Source organism: Vibrio sp. 10N.261.46.E11 (assembly GCF_041472735.1).
Taxonomy (GTDB): domain Bacteria; phylum Pseudomonadota; class Gammaproteobacteria; order Enterobacterales; family Vibrionaceae; genus Vibrio.
In genome coordinates this window covers 37785-54680 of sequence record NZ_JBFRQW010000019.1, presented here as the reverse complement: position 1 = coordinate 54680, position 16896 = coordinate 37785, and the positions used below count along the sequence as shown (strand labels likewise).

Annotated in this window: 16 protein-coding genes; 5 read left to right on the top strand and 11 right to left on the bottom strand. The window is 40.1% G+C overall.

Going from position 1 to position 16896, the window contains the following annotated elements; all coding sequences use genetic code 11:
• The 6 genes from AB4407_RS06625 to manA form a co-directional block, all read right to left on the bottom strand.
• Positions 1-1219: hypothetical protein (locus AB4407_RS06625; protein ID WP_372119754.1), on the bottom strand; the 1219-nt coding region annotated here is incomplete at its 3' end.
• The gene (locus tag AB4407_RS06620; protein ID WP_372119752.1) at positions 1216-2481 is read right to left on the bottom strand and encodes an ABC transporter ATP-binding protein; all 1266 of its coding nucleotides are present in this window, start codon (positions 2479-2481) and stop codon (positions 1216-1218) included. The genes AB4407_RS06625 and AB4407_RS06620, both read right to left, overlap by 4 nt.
• Positions 2481-3275 carry an ABC transporter permease gene (locus tag AB4407_RS06615; protein WP_372119750.1) on the bottom strand — a complete coding sequence of 265 codons (795 nt, stop codon included), beginning with the start codon at positions 3273-3275 and terminating at the stop codon, positions 2481-2483. The genes AB4407_RS06620 and AB4407_RS06615 overlap by 1 nt, the downstream gene beginning before the upstream one ends.
• Entirely contained in the window at positions 3275-4660 is a 1386-nt protein-coding gene (cpsG, locus tag AB4407_RS06610; RefSeq protein ID WP_372119748.1) for a phosphomannomutase CpsG, read from the bottom strand. The genes AB4407_RS06615 and cpsG overlap by 1 nt, the downstream gene beginning before the upstream one ends.
• Positions 4660-6060, bottom strand: coding sequence for a mannose-1-phosphate guanylyltransferase/mannose-6-phosphate isomerase (locus tag AB4407_RS06605; RefSeq protein ID WP_372119746.1), 1401 nt, complete (start codon positions 6058-6060; stop codon positions 4660-4662). The genes cpsG and AB4407_RS06605 overlap by 1 nt, the downstream gene beginning before the upstream one ends.
• 123 nt (positions 6061-6183) lie before the next feature.
• Positions 6184-7386 (bottom strand): mannose-6-phosphate isomerase, class I, encoded by a 1203-nt coding sequence (manA, locus tag AB4407_RS06600; protein WP_372119744.1) that lies wholly within the window; start codon positions 7384-7386, stop codon positions 6184-6186.
• Positions 7387-7692: 306 nt separating this feature from the next.
• On the opposite strand from manA, the gene AB4407_RS06595 reads away from it, so the two are divergent.
• From AB4407_RS06595 to AB4407_RS06575, 5 genes are all read left to right on the top strand, one after another.
• Positions 7693-8127, top strand: a complete 435-nt coding sequence (locus AB4407_RS06595; protein ID WP_372119742.1) for a rhodanese-like domain-containing protein — start codon at positions 7693-7695, stop codon at positions 8125-8127.
• Positions 8128-8226: 99 nt separating this feature from the next.
• Positions 8227-8694, top strand: coding sequence for a protein-export chaperone SecB (gene secB, locus AB4407_RS06590; protein WP_009847959.1), 468 nt, complete (start codon positions 8227-8229; stop codon positions 8692-8694).
• Between the two features lie 177 nt (positions 8695-8871).
• A complete protein-coding gene (gpsA, locus tag AB4407_RS06585) occupies positions 8872-9918 on the top strand; it encodes an NAD(P)H-dependent glycerol-3-phosphate dehydrogenase (protein WP_372119740.1) in 1047 nt (348 codons plus the stop codon).
• A 199-nt stretch (positions 9919-10117) separates the two neighbouring features.
• Positions 10118-10939 carry a serine O-acetyltransferase gene (gene cysE, locus AB4407_RS06580; protein WP_009847961.1) on the top strand — a complete coding sequence of 274 codons (822 nt, stop codon included), beginning with the start codon at positions 10118-10120 and terminating at the stop codon, positions 10937-10939.
• Positions 10940-11012: 73 nt separating this feature from the next.
• Positions 11013-12164 (top strand): murein hydrolase activator EnvC, encoded by a 1152-nt coding sequence (locus tag AB4407_RS06575; RefSeq protein ID WP_372119738.1) that lies wholly within the window; start codon positions 11013-11015, stop codon positions 12162-12164.
• A gap of 233 nt (positions 12165-12397) precedes the next feature.
• Here AB4407_RS06575 and AB4407_RS06570 read toward each other — a convergent pair whose 3' ends face one another.
• The 5 genes from AB4407_RS06570 to rffG all read right to left on the bottom strand — a co-directional run bounded on the left by AB4407_RS06570 (position 12398) and on the right by rffG (position 16787).
• A complete protein-coding gene (locus AB4407_RS06570) occupies positions 12398-13036 on the bottom strand; it encodes a TetR/AcrR family transcriptional regulator (protein WP_029222818.1) in 639 nt (212 codons plus the stop codon).
• 107 nt (positions 13037-13143) lie between these two features.
• Complete coding sequence (locus AB4407_RS06565; protein WP_372119736.1) at positions 13144-14268, bottom strand: DegT/DnrJ/EryC1/StrS family aminotransferase; 1125 nt, start codon at positions 14266-14268, stop codon at positions 13144-13146.
• 17 nt (positions 14269-14285) lie between these two features.
• Complete coding sequence (gene rfbC / locus AB4407_RS06560; RefSeq protein WP_372119734.1) at positions 14286-14831, bottom strand: dTDP-4-dehydrorhamnose 3,5-epimerase; 546 nt, start codon at positions 14829-14831, stop codon at positions 14286-14288.
• Positions 14818-15693: a glucose-1-phosphate thymidylyltransferase RfbA gene (gene rfbA, locus AB4407_RS06555; protein ID WP_372119732.1), complete on the bottom strand. Its 876-nt coding sequence runs from the start codon at positions 15691-15693 to the stop codon at positions 14818-14820. Before rfbA ends, rfbC begins: the two co-directional genes overlap by 14 nt.
• Positions 15693-16787, bottom strand: a complete 1095-nt coding sequence (rffG, locus tag AB4407_RS06550; protein WP_372119730.1) for a dTDP-glucose 4,6-dehydratase — start codon at positions 16785-16787, stop codon at positions 15693-15695. Before rffG ends, rfbA begins: the two co-directional genes overlap by 1 nt.
• Positions 16788-16896 lie beyond the last annotated feature (109 nt).

Below are 16896 nucleotides of genomic sequence, written 5' to 3'. Positions count from 1 at the left end.
CTTTGGCTTCGGCTTCACTCGCTTTGGCTTCTGCTTCACTCACTTTAGCTTCTAGCTTTCTCGCTTTAACAATTGCTTGATGCATCGCCTGTTCAGCTTGAAGAATCAAATATTTATTATTGTTATCTTCGGACTCGAATTTCTGATGTAAAACAGAAAGATCAGACATGTAATTTCTTGTAAGCTCTCTTGCTCTTTCTGAGTCTTTTAAAATTTGATTAGTACTTAAATTTTCGTCTTGGCGTAGTTTATGAGGCGAGTATTCATATCTTAAAGACAATACTTTTTCTAATAATTCATTCTCATAACCAACTTTTAAAAATAAACTATGAACAGAAGATTCAATAGCGGTAAAAAACTCAATATCTTTATTGGCAAAGTGAGCTTGTGGAATTTCACAATCTGAAAAATCAAGACCCTGCACCCCTCTATTCTGGAGTTCGTTAGATACTAACTTTTTATAATCATCAGAAATTGATAATTTATCAATATTAAACAAGTAATCGGCCTGCTCTGAAGCCTCAATTAAGCTTAATAACCAAATAGTGTAAAATACAAAGTAGCTATCCTCAGCGTTTAATTTTTTATTTTTATAAAAATTAAGCGCTTTAGATAGATCTTTTTCATTAGATTTGGGGATATTAAGTTTTTTAACAATTCGTTCTATAAGATTAGGGGGATTATTGGCATTTAATATCCAAATGTTGGCTGCATCAAAATAATCAGTTACTTTATATGACCACCACTGATCCCATGGATTTCTCCAAAGGTAAAGATGCATGCCCGCTATATTTTTTTTAATTGCTGAAATCCTTGATGTCAGCCTGCATTCTTGAATCACACAACGATGTTCACTATTTCTAATAATTGATTGCAGATACACACATAAAGAGTTCACGTTATTATCAAAATAATTGGTATAAATATCCTCTTTATTTAAGTGATGTAATGTATCTCCCGCTATATCATACAACTCTGCAAAGTAAGATTTTTTTAATAAAGGGTGCCTTAAAACTGAATTTTCTTTATTTCCTACTGTTTCGTTTAGTATTTCAAAGTCAGACAATGCCAAATAACTTATTTCATGAACAGGTTCTTGATACGAAGTATATAATTCATCTTTTTCACGAAATTTTTTAAAAACATATGTGCTACCTGAACGAAATAAACTATGAACAAATATAGGTTCATTACTCTTTTTTATTTTTTCATTATTCACAATCTTTTTAATCCAAATTTTACGGGTGTATTTATCAAACCAGATTTTACGTATGTATCTTCATCATTAACAATGCGAAAAATTAACGCATCAACGCGCCGATGTAAAAAAGTGGGGGAATCTTCACTATCATCTCTAAGGCCTACATTGATATAATAGGTGTCAGGATAAAATGTATTTTTAAGATCAAATTCAACTTCAATGATATCCCCTTTTTTATATTTTTGATGTTCTACTTTACAATCAGAAGTATCTACACCAAGCAACGTAATTCCATCCTTAGTTTTGATAAGAAATGAAAATATTATATTTTCCACATCCTCATGAAATTCTACTTTATATTTCAATTTCATATTCGACTTACTATCGAACACATTGGTTTTTTTATTATTGATATTTTCTAACCAAAGAGACTTTATTTCTGCTCGCTTGTCACCATATTGGATCTCGCAATTACTAATGAGTTCTGGATCGACTTTTTCTATGGTTTCTGCTTCCTTTACAGTTTCGGTGTCCTCTACAGTATCGGTGTCATGAACGATATTAAAAAGTTCCTTTTCATACTGTTCGGCAATACTTTTTGCATCGCCAAAACCAGATAGTTTTCCTTTGTTTAACAAAAGCCCTTTATCACAAATTTTCTTCATGCTTTCAATATCATGGGTCACAAAAAGCAAGGTGGTACCTTTACTCTGAAATTCCTCGATTCTACGAAAGCATTTACGTTGGAAAGAAGCGTCTCCAACGGATAGTGCTTCATCAACAATAAGTATATCTGGCCTAATAGCAGTCGCAACTGCAAAAGCTAGACGAACTTGCATCCCACTCGAATACACCCTTACTGGTTGGTCAATGTAATCACCAATATCAGCAAAATTCTCAATTTCAGAGAAGCACGAATCTATCTCTTCAGTACTAAGACCTTGAAGCTGCCCTGCCATATATACATTTTGTCGACCAGAGAAATCGGGATGAAAGCCCATACCTAATTCAAGTAATGCCGCTATACGCCCTTCAACAATAACGTCTCCTACTGTAGGTCTTGTGGTCCCTGTTATCATTTTTAGTAGTGTACTTTTACCTGCACCATTAATTCCCACGACACCAACGGCTTCTCCAGGTTCAATAGAAAAATTGATATCACTTAAAATCCATTTCAATTTGTGTTTAGTAAATGGCGATATCCATTCAATAAACCGAGCAAACCTTGAGTTATATAATTTATATGCTTTTCCAACATTGTTAACTGTGATTTTACCCATTACAATTCATCTACCATATCTGAAGAATGCTTACGAAATAAAGTTAGACCTACTAAACAGCAAAATATCGCAAAAATTAATACAGGAAATAAAAATTGCCAATCTGGCGACTGCTTGTGTACAAATATTTCTTGATAAGATGATACTAGCCTAGCCATTGGGTTTAGCATTATGGCTGAATGTAATTCATCAGATATTATATCAATAGCATAAACAATAGGCGTAGACCAAAATAAGAACTGAAGACATACATCAACAAATTGTCCTACATCTCGAAAGAAAACATTCAAAATACCAACAATAATTCCAATCCCAGAAGCTAGTATAATTTGCAGAGTCAATACAATTAAGAAATCGAAAATAAGACTGTCCGGGAATTGACCAATTGATAGCAAGAAAATAATAAATAAGGAGAAAATAATAAAGAAGTTAATTGTTGATGAGATAACAACTATTACAGGCAAGCATATTTTCGGAAAAGACATTTTTTTCAATAGATTAGCATTATCGATAAAAACGCCTTTACTCCTACCTATTATTTCTGCAAACAGCCCCCACGTTAAAACACCAGCACAAAGGTAAATACTATAAGCATATGGGCCAGTTTCGCCAGGAAGCCTAGCTTTCATTACTTGAGAAAAGACTAATGTATATACAAGTATCATTGCTAAAGGTTGTAATATCAACCAAGCAGCGCCTAACATACTCGTTTGATAGCGAGACTGAAAGTCTCGCTTAACACTAGCAACAATAAAGCCTCTGTAATTATAAATTGCTAATAATAACCCTTTCATTAATGACTGGCCTTTAACAAATCTAGTATTTTTTTAGTTTTTTCTTCCATTAACTCGATATCTGATCGAGATTCAACATTTAATCTCACAACAGGTTCAGTATTTGAAGAACGTAAATTAAAGCGCCAATCAGCGAACTCTAAACTAATTCCATCCGTCTCATCAAAAACTAATGCATCAGGCTTATATGACTCTAAAACCTTAGCAATTGATTCTTGTGGATTATCTAGCTTGGAGTTAATTTCACCAGATGAAGGGTATGCGCTGATACGCTCTGAAACCGTTTCTGAAAGCTTCATGCTTTTAACTGACAACAGCTCGGTTACTAGCAACCAAGGAATCATACCTGAATCACAATACGCGAAATCACGGAAATAGTGATGCGCGCTCATCTCTCCACCGTAAATGGCATCCTCTTTACGCATTCGCTCTTTGATAAAGGCATGACCGGTCTTCGACATTACAGGAACGCCGCCCGCTTTGGAGACAACGTCAATAGTGTTCCAAGATAAGCGAGGATCATGAATAATTTTCGCGCCTTTTTCTTTTTGTAAGAACGCTTCTGCGAGTAAACCTACAATATAGTACCCTTCGATAAAGTCGCCATTTTCATCAAATAAGAAACAACGGTCAAAATCACCATCAAAGGCGATCCCCATATCAGCCTTGTGTTCTTTTACGGCATTTGCTGTATCTGCACGGCATTCTGGCAATAATGGATTTGGGATACCATTAGGGAAGTTACCGTTTTCCTCATGGTGAACTTTGATAAGTTCCAGCGGAATATTCATTGCTTGAAAACGCTCTTCAAGAGCATCAATCACGTGCCCTGCTGCGCCATTACCAGAGTTGATCACCAGTTTCATCGGTTTGATGTTAGCTGGCGTAATATATCCCATCAAATGATCGGTGTATTCTTTCAAAACATTAATTTGCTTGTAGGTTCCTTTAACAGGAACGTCAATGAAGTCATTGTTTTCAGCTAACGTTTGAATATCTCGTAACCCGGTATCACCACTAATTGGTCTTGCTCCTTCACGAACAAGCTTCATACCATTGTAATCCATAGGGTTATGACTAGCTGTAACCTCTACACCACCATCAACACCTAGATGAAAGGTAGCAAAGTAGATTTCTTCCGTACCTGATAAGCCAATATCTAGAACGTGAACACCCGCCTCCATCAAACCGTTAGCTAAAGAGAGTTTCAGTTCTTCACTCGTAAGACGAACATCTCCTCCAACAACAATGGTTTTTTCATCTGCACTTTCACTTTTTAAAAACTGACCGTAAGCTCGGCCGATTCGATACGCGATGTCATTATCGAGTTCTGAACCTAGCTGACCGCGAATATCATAAGCTTTGAAGCATGTTAACTTTGTCATTATTTACTTTCCTCTAAACGTACTACGTCGTCTTCGTTTAGGTATGAACCTGATTGTATTTCAATAAGCTCGAGCGGTATTTTACCCGGATTTTCAACCATATGACTTACGCCAACTGGAATGTAGAGTGACTGATTTTCTGAGATAATTTGTTCTTTGCCATTGCTACTTACTTTGGCGGTACCAGAAACAACGACCCAGTGTTCTGCCCGATGATAATGCATCTGGAGTGATTGTTTTTTACCTGGTTGTACGGTAATACGATTCACCTTGTAGCGGTCACCACCATCAATTGCATCAGACTTACCCCAAGGGCGGTAAACTTCTCTATGCTCTCTGAATTCAGCTCGGTTTTCGGCCTTCAGATGCTCAACAATTTTCTTCACTTGTTGAACATTGTCTTTGTGAGCGACCAAAACTGCATCTTTGGTCTCCACGACAACGATGTCTTTTACTCCAACAGAAGCTACCAGTTTATTCGGAGCGTAAATGTAACACCCTTCAGTATCCTCTGTTATCGCATCTCCATGAATCACGTTTCCAGAGCTATCTTTCTCTGAAACTTCCCATAACGCGGACCATGAACCAACGTCACTCCAACCAGCATCCATAGGTACAACTACAGTCTTGTCGGTGCGCTCCATTACAGCATAATCAACAGAATCATCTGGACACTTTAAGAACTCGCTTTTATCGACGCGAATAAAGTCCATATCTTCTGTCGTGCCATTCGTTGCTTTTGAGCAGCACTCATAAATTTCTGGCGAGTATTTTTTAAGCTCTTCCAGAAAGACACTCGCTTTGAACATAAAGCATCCGCTATTCCAGTAGTACTCTCCACTTGCAACATATTGTTCAGCGACTTCTAACTGAGGTTTTTCAACAAATTTATCTACAACATAAGCTGCATCACCTTCTTTAGAACCTCGCTTAATATAGCCATACCCCGTTTCAGGTGCAGTTGGTACTATACCGAAGGTTGCTAACTTACCAGCACCTGCGACAGCCTGAGCTTTACGAATTGAGTCTTGAAATGCTTCCGTATCTTGTACTATGTGGTCAGCGGCTAAAACCAGCATTACAGGATCATCACCATGCGCTATGGCTTGCATTGCAGCCAATGCAATAGCCGGTGCAGTGTTTCGCCCTGCCGGTTCCAAGATAATACGAGCTTCCTGCCCAAAAGTACGAAGTTGCTCCGCAACCACAAAGCGATGGTCCTCATTAGAAATAATGATTGCTTCAGAAGCCGACATACCACTAATTCGATCTAAGGTGGACTGCAACATCGTTAATGAATTGTGATTATCTAGCGCTAAAAATTGCTTTGGAAACGCTGAACGCGACAGAGGCCATAAACGAGAGCCAGAACCCCCAGCCATAATGACAGGTATAAACATAATTTTTCTTCTTTAATTTGTAATCAATACTTTGGCCCCTGCTTCGTAGTCAGAGCAAGGGATAACAATAAATAGCTTAAAATCAGCGCCAAACTACTTAACATTTGGTTGTCATACGCTAGATTAACAATGAGCTTTAGCTACATTTCCTTTTGAAGATATACGATATTTATCGACATAAGCTGGAATGAAAACTGACTTTCCTTTTTTCAACGTCACAACCTCGCCAGAGTCATGAGTTAACGTCAGTTCAGCATCCAACGGCAATAAAATCTCGGCACTTTCTGGACTAACAAGCTCATTACTTGGTTTTTCATAAACAGAGAATCTGAAATCAGGAACAGGAACGGGATAAGTGAGAACACCATTCTCACTTATCGGCGCTAACTTTAGCGCATCAAACGGCTTTTCCTCAAAAAGAGTACAGCTAGCGAGTTCTTGAACATCAATATGTTTAGGAGTTAAACCTGCTCTAAGAACATTATCAGAATTAGCCATAACTTCTAATGCCGTCCCTTTTAAATAGGCATGGGGCGTTCTGGCATCTAAATACATCGCCTCCCCAGGTTCCAAAGTAATGACATTGAGCATCAATGGGGTGAACAAGCCGACATCACCAGGATACTGCTCTGACAATGTTAAGATTAATGAAGACAACTCTTGGGGTACATTATGCTCAATTTGGGAGACTAATGAGTCGACGGCTTCGACTTTGTTATCCCCTTCCAGTAAGAGGATACCTACAAAAAACTCACGAAGTCCTTCTGAAGAAGGGTTTGCATTAAAATGTTCAAGCAACTCACTTAATTGTGGAACCCCAACATCTGAAAATAGTGAAATGATCTCAGGGATTGCTCGAAAACCATTCATGGCTTGATAAGGAGTTAAAGCATAAACTAGTTCAGGCTTGTGATTCGAATCCCTATAATTCCTATGATGAGCAGAAAGAGGAACCTGAGCTTGCTCTTCTTTGTGGAAACCAAGCTCAGCTTCCTCTTTACTCGGATGCACTTGAACAGACAGTGCACTTTCAGCGGCTAGGATTTTAAATAGATACGGTAACTCTCCAAATTTCTCACTTATCTGCTTTGATAGAAACTCATCTTTGTGGACATCAATCAATTGAGACAATAATACTTTTGAGTCGCTACTTTGAACCTTTGAGCACCCATTTGGGTGAGCCCCCATCCACATTTCAGCTTGTGGTTCATTGCCAATGTTATCTATATCAAATAACTGACTAAACGAAGACTTACTACCCCAAGCAAAATTTTGAATAACATTATCCATCTCAAAAAAATTTTTTTCTTTTTCAGCTTCAAACATTTATGTAATTCCTGACACCTTAAATTTTAGCCACCTCAAAAAATAGGCATGCTACCGCCCTTTGATAATCAGGCGAAATCACACTACGCATATACAGGAATGGCTTAATACTCATGTTATTATCTCCAATGTCTCAGTAGGAAGCAAAAAAAATTCTGTTTCTCCTCTTACCAATCACAATAATGGCTTTAAGGTCTATATGGTAAGAACCTAACTATGACTTCGACTCTATATACACCAAACCCAAAACCTCGCTATACTCCTACCCTATAATTTTTCGCCCAATAACGAATAAGAGTTCAAGATATGCAAGAGTTAGTTCCATTTGTTCAAGAGAATATGATTTTAGCCATCGTATGGATCGGCTTGGTTGTTGCCATCATTGCGAACGTTATCAAGACATCAAACGCAGCTTACAAAGAGATCACGGCAGCGCAAACCACACACATGATTAACCGTGAAAACGGTGTTGTGGTTGATATTCGAACTAAAGATGAGTTCAAAAAGGGCCATATTACTGACGCAGTTCACATTTTGCCGTCAGATATCAAAGCAAATAGCTTTGGTAGCCTTGAAAGCCACAAAGCAAACCCAATTATCGTAGTATGTAAGACAGGTCAAACAGCTCAAGAAAGCGCTAACCTACTGGTTAAAGCTGGTTTCGAAAACGTAAGCGTGCTGAAAAGCGGCTTAGTAGCTTGGAGCGAAGCTAACCTACCTTTGGTGAAAGGTAAAAAGTAGTTAAAAGTAAGCTGACCTAACTAAACGAATATGACTTTAAGGTTTTGTTCAACAGAGATGGCGAACGAAACCTAATTATAAATTTTTAAGGACAAGAAAATGGCTGAAGCAGCACAACAAGACGCACAACAGAACTTCGCAATCCAACGTATCTTCCTAAAAGACGTATCTTTCGAAGCGCCAAACTCTCCAGACATGTTTCAAAAAGAGTGGAACCCAGATGTAAAACTGGACCTAGACACTCAAAGCCGTGAACTTGGCGAAGGCGTGTACGAAGTAATCCTACGTCTAACGGTTACGGTTAAAAACGCAGAAGACACGGCATTCCTTTGTGAAGTTCAGCAAGGCGGCATCTTCTCTGCAAGCGAAATGGAAGCTGGCCAACTAGCTCACTGCCTAGGTGCATTCTGCCCGAACATCTTGTTCCCATACGCTCGTGAAACAATTTCTAGCCTAGTGGTTAAAGGTACGTTCCCACAACTGAACCTAGCACCAGTTAACTTTGATGCTTTGTTCATGAACTACCTACAAAACCAAGCTCAACAAGCTGAAGGCGAACAAGCTTAAGTCTCAAAGTAGAGCTTAACTCTAACGATTCAAGCGCTAGTTAGCTTTTAAATGCACATCGCAACTTCTGCGATGTGCATTTTTTCTTTACACTGTACTAAAATTGAAAGCTCCTCTGATTTAGTGGATAGCTTTTCCAAGACTCTTCGATTTCCCTCATTATTTTTAGGTGGAAGCATGACAGAAACAACTCACCCGACAATCTCGACAAACGCTTACGGCAAAGAGATCGCCATGACAGTAATTGGCGCAGGTTCTTACGGAACATCTCTAGCTATATCTCTAGCGCGTAACGGTGCAAACGTTGTTCTGTGGGGGCATGATCCTGTTCACATGGCTCGTCTCGAATCTGAGCGCGCAAATAATGAATTTCTACCAAATATCGACTTCCCAGAAAGCCTAATCATCGAGTCAGACCTTGAGAAGGCAGTAACAGCAAGTCGTGATCTTCTTGTTGTCGTCCCTAGCCACGTATTTGGTATCGTTTTAAATAGCCTTAAGCCTCACTTAACAGAATGTTCTCGTATCTGCTGGGCTACTAAAGGTTTAGAGCCAGAAACCGGTCGTTTACTTAAAGATGTCGCGCACGATGTACTTGGTGATGGTTACTCATTGGCTGTTCTATCTGGCCCTACTTTTGCCAAAGAGCTTGCGATGGGCATGCCGACTGCAATTTCTGTGGCTTCACCAGACGAAAACTTCCTAGAAGAGCTACAAGAGAAGATTCACTGTGGCAAAACATTCCGCGTATACGCAAACTCAGATTTCATTGGCATGCAGCTTGGCGGCGCTGTTAAAAACGTTATCGCAATTGGCGCAGGCATGTCGGATGGTATTGGTTTTGGTGCCAATGCTCGTACAGCCCTGATCACGCGTGGTTTAGCTGAAATGAGTCGCTTAGGCGCAGCACTTGGTGCACAGCCAGAGACCTTCATGGGCATGGCTGGGTTGGGTGACCTAGTGCTAACCTGTACTGATAACCAATCACGTAACCGTCGTTTTGGTTTAGCTTTAGGCGCAGGTAAAGATGTAGATACCGCACAAGAAGAAATTGGCCAAGTGGTAGAAGGTTATCGCAACACCAAAGAAGTTTGGTTACTATCAGAACGTATGGGCGTTGAAATGCCCATTGTTGAACAGATTTATCAAGTGTTGTATCAAGGGAAAGATGCACACTTAGCGGCACAAGACTTACTTGCTCGAGACAAGAAGTCAGAAAGATAATAAGAGCGGGTACGAGATTCGGGTAACCCAAGAGCAGTAGAGAGATTCGAGTAAACGAGATACGAAGAGAATTAAGAGCATGTTGAGCACTTAAAGAAGAATGCTTTTCGTTACTCGCTACTTTAATCTGTTCTTGTCGCTCTTCGAATCTCTCATCTCGTCACTCGTATCTGCTCCTTAAAAAATAATGGATGGTAAAATGAAACACTGTGAACAACAAAAAGTTTGGCAATGCATTGTGAAGGAAGCTCGACAGCAGTCAGAGCAAGAGCCTATGCTTGCGAGTTTTTATCATGCCACCATTATCAACCATGAAAGCTTGGGGGCTGCCCTCAGTTACATCCTAGCAAACAAATTAAAGACGGCTTCAATGCCAGCAATGGCAGTACGTGAAGTGGTTGAACAAGCATTTAAGCAGGATCAATCGATTATCGATGCGGCAGCTTGTGATATTTGTGCAACGGTAAATCGAGATCCTGCGGTCGAGATGTACTCGATGCCTCTACTTTATCTGAAAGGCTACCACGCTCTGCAAGGTTACCGAGTGGCTAACTGGCTATGGAAACAAGGTCGTATTGCGCTTGCCACTTACCTACAAAACCAAATTTCAGTCGCTTGCCAAGTTGACATTCACCCTGCCGCACGTATCGGTAAAGCAATCATGCTCGATCACGCTACTGGCATTGTGATTGGAGAAACGGCAGTAGTCGAAAATGATGTATCGATTCTTCAAGATGTGACCTTAGGTGGTACCGGTAAAGAAGGCGGCGATCGTCATCCCAAAATCCGCGAAGGTGTGATGATTGGGGCTGGTGCTAAAATACTCGGCAATATTGAAGTTGGTGAAGGCGCGAAGATAGGGTCTTGCTCTGTTGTACTACAAGCCGTACCACCTCATACAACAGTCGCAGGCGTTCCTGCAAAAATTGTCGGAAAACCGAAAACAGATAAACCATCTTTAGATATGGACCAAGGCTTCAATGGTCGCTCGCAAAATTTCATTCATGGTGATGGAATTTAAGAGCTAATTGTAGGTTCGATGAACCGAGATACGAAAAACTTAAGAGCAGATGCTAAGAACCAATAAGAGCAACATGACGATAATGATGAAACCAGTCCAAGTAATTAGCACTGTTCTTTTGATATCTGCCAGCCTTTGCGCTGTTCTTTTTTCTGCATCGCCACTTGCCGCATCGAAAGGGGAGCTGAAAGGTGTGTCGAGTGAGATATCTCGTCAACAAAAAACACTATCCTCACAACAGAAGAAGCTCGACAATTTACAAGCAAACCTCAAGCAACAAGAGCTCTCTATCTCCTTGCTTGAAAAAGCCATTAAAACAAGTAAAAAACAACTCAATACCGCCAATGCTAATGTTGCTAGCTTAGATAATAAGATTAAAGTGCTTACAGCACAGAAAAAAGCCCAAACTGATAAGTTAGAGCAGCTGATTCAGACTTACTACATGACCAGCAGAGCCAAAGCCTCTTCTCACATCTTAAATACTGGCGTTGAAGAAGACCGCATTAGCCACTATTACCAACACCTCGCCAAAGCGCGATCTGCAACAATCAAAACGATCGAACAAACTCAACTTGAATTAGAAGAAAGCCATAAGCAACGCCAACTTGAGCAAGAACAAATAGCAACGCTGTTAAAACAACAGGTAACCAAGCGCGATACGCTAGCCAAAACCCAAACGCAGCGTAAAAAGACCGTCGGCAGTATTAAGAAAAACATCTCTGGCGACAAAAATTACTTAGCCGAACTTCAACGCAATGAAACTCGTCTAAAAGCCGAAATAGCGAAAGCAGAAAAAGCCGCTCGAGAGAGGCGCAATGCTGTCCCTATGGATGGTTTGGCCAAACGTAAAGGTAAACTGCCTTGGCCAATCAAGGATAAAGTTCTGCATAACTACGGCTCACGCCAAACTGGCCAAGTAAATTGGAAAGGCATGGTGATCAAAGCAAAATACGGTCAACAAGTAAAATCCGTATACTCGGGAACGGTCGTATTTGCCGAGTACTTGCGTGGTTATGGTTTAGTGGTACTGCTTGATCACGGTAAAGGCGACATGACTCTCTATGGCTTTAACCAAGCGCTTTTAAAGAAAGAAGGTGACAGGGTGAAAGCAGGTGAGGCTATTGCGCTTGCAGGTGACACTGGCGGACAAACCCGCCCATCGCTGTACTTTGAAATTCGTAGAAACAGCCAAGCTCAAAACCCGAAAAGATGGTTGGTTAGGTAAAAACAGATACGAGATATAAGTAACCGAGATGCGAAGAACAAGCCCAAAGAGCTGAAAATTTCCGAATTCGCATTAATCAAACTCAGTCATTCCAGAATTGAGGGACGAAATATCTGGAATCTCGCTTGAGATTGCTACCCTCGAGGATAAAGAGAGATTCCCTATCACTCGAATCTGCGCTTTTCCGCTCTCGTTACCCGAATCCGACTTACCGCTTACCCACATCTTCGCTTTTATTTGCTGTTCAGCGCTCTTACACCATCTTCTAACAATGTCAGTTGCTCAAAGCCCTGAGTCGTTGCAATCGGTTTAACGGTTGCGATCATCTGCAGCATTCCTTGGTGAACAACTTGTTCAGTAATTTGAGCTTTTGGCGACATCGCGGACTGATACGCCAACCAACCTGATGCGATCAAGTGAAGAGATGTGACCATCGACTTCATTTCTGCATCTGTTGCCTTTAGCAAATTCAACTCAACAAATGCTCTCATAATATCCACAAGATTCGTTTGCAGCTTTTCTTGAACGGCCATGTAATCAAGATGCAGTTTTTCATCACGAGACAATATTTCAGGCAGGTTTGCATAAAAGAATCGGTACTTCCACATCAATGTGAAGATTGAATCTAAGTAGCTTTTTAGTAGCGTCAGACTTTCTTGCTGCCCTTGAATCGGAGTAAACCTTTCAAGTAACTCAGTCGAGTAGAGAGTAAAGATATCACGTACAATTTCTTGTTTGTTGCGGAAGTGGTAGTAGAGGTTACCTGGGCTGATTTCGATGTGTTCAGCAATATGATTGGTCGTAATACTACGCTCGCCGTGCTCATTAAAAAGCTCTAGAGCTGCGTAAACAATCTTGTCACGTGTTTTCATTAGCATTAGTATCCCTATCCGTTTAGTGGTTCAGTATATCGCCACTAAACAGATAGATCGACCTGTTCACATCTGGTCGAATTAGCTATAGCTACATGGCAGACAGTTTATTTACTGTATTTTTTTACCATATTTACTACATTTACAACATCATGCCTTGTTATGCCCATATGCATTGGTAATGAAATGATTTCATTACTTGCTATCAAAGCTTTTGGGCAACGACCAGATTTTTCATACATTTTGTACTCTGAATTATCTGTATAATGCACACCTGGATAGATATCATTTTCATTTAGCTTGATTAGTAACTCATCTCGATTTGAAACTCGTATTTGAAGTAAATGTGTCGATGATTCACACCCTTGAGCAATCGGAACTATTTTTACATTATCACATTCAGATAACTCTTCACGATACCACTTAGCTAACTGTCGGCGATAAGAATTATCATTATCTAAGTATTTAAGTGCAACTAAAGCCATACCGGCCATAATTGAGTTGCCATGATATTTAAAGCCTAAATCTTCAACATCATATTTCCACTTATAAGCACCTTGTGCTGCTGTACGCGCGTAAGTATCTTTATTAATACCCAACCAAGTTAGTTTACGTGCTAACGCATCATATTCTGGGTTCTGGAAACAAATCATTCCAGAGTCAGCTGTAGGCATATTTTTTACAGCTTGATAACTAAACACGGTTACATCAGCATTATAACCTACGTGCTTTCCATCAAACCTTGAGCCAGCCATATGCGCCGCATCTAAGACTAGAGCCAACCCACGCTCTTTACACAGCTTTGCCACCGCTTCAAGTTGACCAGTATTTCCACCAAGCCCCACAAAAACAACAGCTTTAGTCTTATCCGTTATCTTTTCTTCAATACTCTGAGGGTCTAAGCATAAGTACTCATCAACATCTGCAAAAATAGGTTCTAGACCAGCGTACTTAATTGCGTGATTCGTAGAGACAAATGTTAAAGATGCAGATATCACTTCATCACCATCACTCCAATTATGCGCACGCTTCAAGACTTCAAATGCGAGGTGAAGGCCAGCTGTGGCTGAACTCAAAAAGTGAGCATGAGGTAGACTGGTATACTTTTTCCATTCATCCTCAATTTCGACAGTTTTAAAGCCCATTCCTGTCCAGCCTTTTTCTAGGCACTCTCTTACATGCTCTAGACACTCATCAACACGAAACTTTGGAACAAATAATTGCGTTGTCATCTTATAAAACCTTATTTTTAGAAATGCTCTGCATCTTTAAGTAGCAGCCCATTCTTATCTTTATCTGAAACGATCAAACTTTCTTCATCTAATTGCCAATCGATCTTTAATTCTGGGTCATTCCAGGCAATAGAACGTTCACTTTGCGGGGAGTAATAATCGGTTGTTTTATACAAAAACTCGACTTCATCTGTCAATGTCAAAAAACCATGGGCAAAACCCTCAGGAATCCATAATTGCTTCTTATTCTCCTGACTCAGCTCAAACGATTGCCACTGTTTATAGGTTGGAGAGTCAGCCCGTAGATCGACCACGACATCTAAAACTCTTCCACGGACAACTCGAACAAGCTTACCTTGCGGGTGCTGTATTTGATAATGCAGACCTCGAAGTACAGCCTTGCCTGATTTAGAGTGGTTATCTTGAACAAATTGAACGCTTCGGCCAATTAATTTTTCAAAGTTTGAATGATTAAAGCTTTCCATAAAAAAGCCTCTCTCATCTTCAAAAACTTTAGGTTCAATTATCAAAATGTCTTTTAATTTAGTCTTAATTGCTTTCACTGTTTACGAGCCTCTCTAGGTACTGACCGTATTCATTTTTCATCATTGGTTTAGCAAGCGTTAACATTTGCTCATCAGTTAACCAACCATTACGCCAAGCTATCTCTTCTAAACAAGCAACCTTTAGCCCTTGTACATTTTCGATAGTTTGTACAAAAGATGAAGCTTCATGAAGACTCTCATGTGTGCCAGTGTCTAACCAGGCAAAACCACGGCCTAATAGTTCCACATTCAGAGAACCATCGTTTAAATACATTTCATTAAGCGTGGTAATTTCCAACTCACCTCGAAGAGACGGCTTCACTTGCTTTGCCATTTCTACAACTCGATTATCGTAGAAATACAAACCGGTTACCGCATAGTTAGACTTTGGTATTGCCGGCTTTTCTTCAATCGAAACAGCTTTCATTTTTTCGTCAAATTCAACGACCCCAAAACGCTCAGGATCTTTGACTTGATAACCAAAAACAGTAGCTCCAGACTCTTTTGAAGCGGCATTTTGCAGGGTTCTAGAAAAAGACTGTCCGTAGAAGATATTATCCCCTAACACCAAACAAACACAGTCATCACCAATAAACTCTTCACCAATGATAAAAGCTTGCGCTAAACCATCCGGGCTTGGTTGAATGGCATATTCAAGGTTGATGCCAAAATCTGAACCATCACCAAGCAGGCGTTGAAAACCAGCGTTATCTTCAGCTGTAGTTATAATCAAAATATCCTTGATACCAGCGAGCATTAACGTCGAAATTGGGTAAAAAACCATTGGTTTATCATAGATGGGCAAAAGCTGTTTTGACACACCGCGAGTGAGTGGATATAAACGCGTGCCTGAGCCTCCAGCAAGAACAATACCTTTCATTACTTATCAACCTTACCATTTACAACTAGCTCAGGAGAAACACCTAAGCGCTCACCAGCATAAGAACCATCTAATACGCGTGACCACCATTGTTTATTCTCTAAGTACCACTCGACCGTTTTACGAATACCTGATTCGAAAGTTTCTTCTGGCTTCCAACCCAATTCACGTTCAATCTTTGAAGCATCGATTGCATAACGTACATCATGCCCAGGCCGATCCGTGACATAAGTAACTAAGTCAAGGTACTTACCCACACCTTCTGGCTTATTGGGCACCAATTCTTCAAGTAATGAACAGATCGTTTTAACAACATCAATGTTTGCTTTTTCATTGTGACCACCAATGTTATAGGTTTCACCAACCTCACCTTCAGTGACCACCTTGTACAACGCTCGAGCGTGGTCTTCAACAAACAACCAATCACGGATTTGCATACCGTTGCCATACACTGGCAGAGGTTTCCCATCAAGAGCATTCAAGATCATCAATGGGATTAATTTTTCAGGAAAGTGATAAGGGCCGTAGTTATTTGAGCAATTAGTGACGACGGTTGGTAAACCATAGGTGCGTAGCCAAGCCCGGACGAGATGATCAGAAGAAGCTTTCGAAGCGGAGTATGGGCTTGATGGCTCATACGACGTCGTCTCGGTAAACAAGTCATCCGTACCTTCTAGATCGCCATAGACTTCGTCAGTAGAGATATGATGGAAACGAAAAGCAGCTTTATCACTCTCAGAAAGCTCATTCCAATAGGATCTAGTCGCTTCAAGTAATGTATATGTACCAACAATATTAGTTTCAATAAATGCAGCAGGGCCGTCAATCGAACGGTCTACATGAGATTCAGCAGCCAAGTGCATTACTGCATCAGGCTTATGCTGCTCAAAAATACGGTCTAGCTCAGTACGATTACAAATATCCACCGCTTCAAATGCATAGCGATCGTGCTCTCCCACATCAACAAGAGACTCTAAGTTACCCGCATAAGTCAACTTATCAACATTCACGACGCTGCTAGATGTATTATTTATAATGTGACGAATGACTGCTGAACCGATGAAGCCAGCACCGCCTGTAACTAATATCTTCATGAGATTTCTAAAACCCTAAAATTCAAAGGAAAAGTTTTTCTAATTTTGCAAATCTATTTATTACTATTCGAAGGATAGTTCGATACGTTAATACCAGCTCAAATACTCA

Coding starts and splice junctions, on each gene's coding strand:
- AB4407_RS06620 (WP_372119752.1), bottom strand. CDS start 2,481: ATGGGTAAAATCACAGTTAACAATGTTGGAAAAGCATATAAATTATAT.
- AB4407_RS06615 (WP_372119750.1), bottom strand. CDS start 3,275: ATGAAAGGGTTATTATTAGCAATTTATAATTACAGAGGCTTTATTGTT.
- cpsG (WP_372119748.1), bottom strand. CDS start 4,660: ATGACAAAGTTAACATGCTTCAAAGCTTATGATATTCGCGGTCAGCTA.
- AB4407_RS06605 (WP_372119746.1), bottom strand. CDS start 6,060: ATGTTTATACCTGTCATTATGGCTGGGGGTTCTGGCTCTCGTTTATGG.
- manA (WP_372119744.1), bottom strand. CDS start 7,386: ATGTTTGAAGCTGAAAAAGAAAAAAATTTTTTTGAGATGGATAATGTT.
- AB4407_RS06595 (WP_372119742.1), top strand. CDS start 7,693: ATGCAAGAGTTAGTTCCATTTGTTCAAGAGAATATGATTTTAGCCATC.
- secB (WP_009847959.1), top strand. CDS start 8,227: ATGGCTGAAGCAGCACAACAAGACGCACAACAGAACTTCGCAATCCAA.
- gpsA (WP_372119740.1), top strand. CDS start 8,872: ATGACAGAAACAACTCACCCGACAATCTCGACAAACGCTTACGGCAAA.
- cysE (WP_009847961.1), top strand. CDS start 10,118: ATGAAACACTGTGAACAACAAAAAGTTTGGCAATGCATTGTGAAGGAA.
- AB4407_RS06575 (WP_372119738.1), top strand. CDS start 11,013: ATGACGATAATGATGAAACCAGTCCAAGTAATTAGCACTGTTCTTTTG.
- AB4407_RS06570 (WP_029222818.1), bottom strand. CDS start 13,036: ATGAAAACACGTGACAAGATTGTTTACGCAGCTCTAGAGCTTTTTAAT.
- AB4407_RS06565 (WP_372119736.1), bottom strand. CDS start 14,268: ATGACAACGCAATTATTTGTTCCAAAGTTTCGTGTTGATGAGTGTCTA.
- rfbA (WP_372119732.1), bottom strand. CDS start 15,693: ATGAAAGGTATTGTTCTTGCTGGAGGCTCAGGCACGCGTTTATATCCA.
- rffG (WP_372119730.1), bottom strand. CDS start 16,787: ATGAAGATATTAGTTACAGGCGGTGCTGGCTTCATCGGTTCAGCAGTC.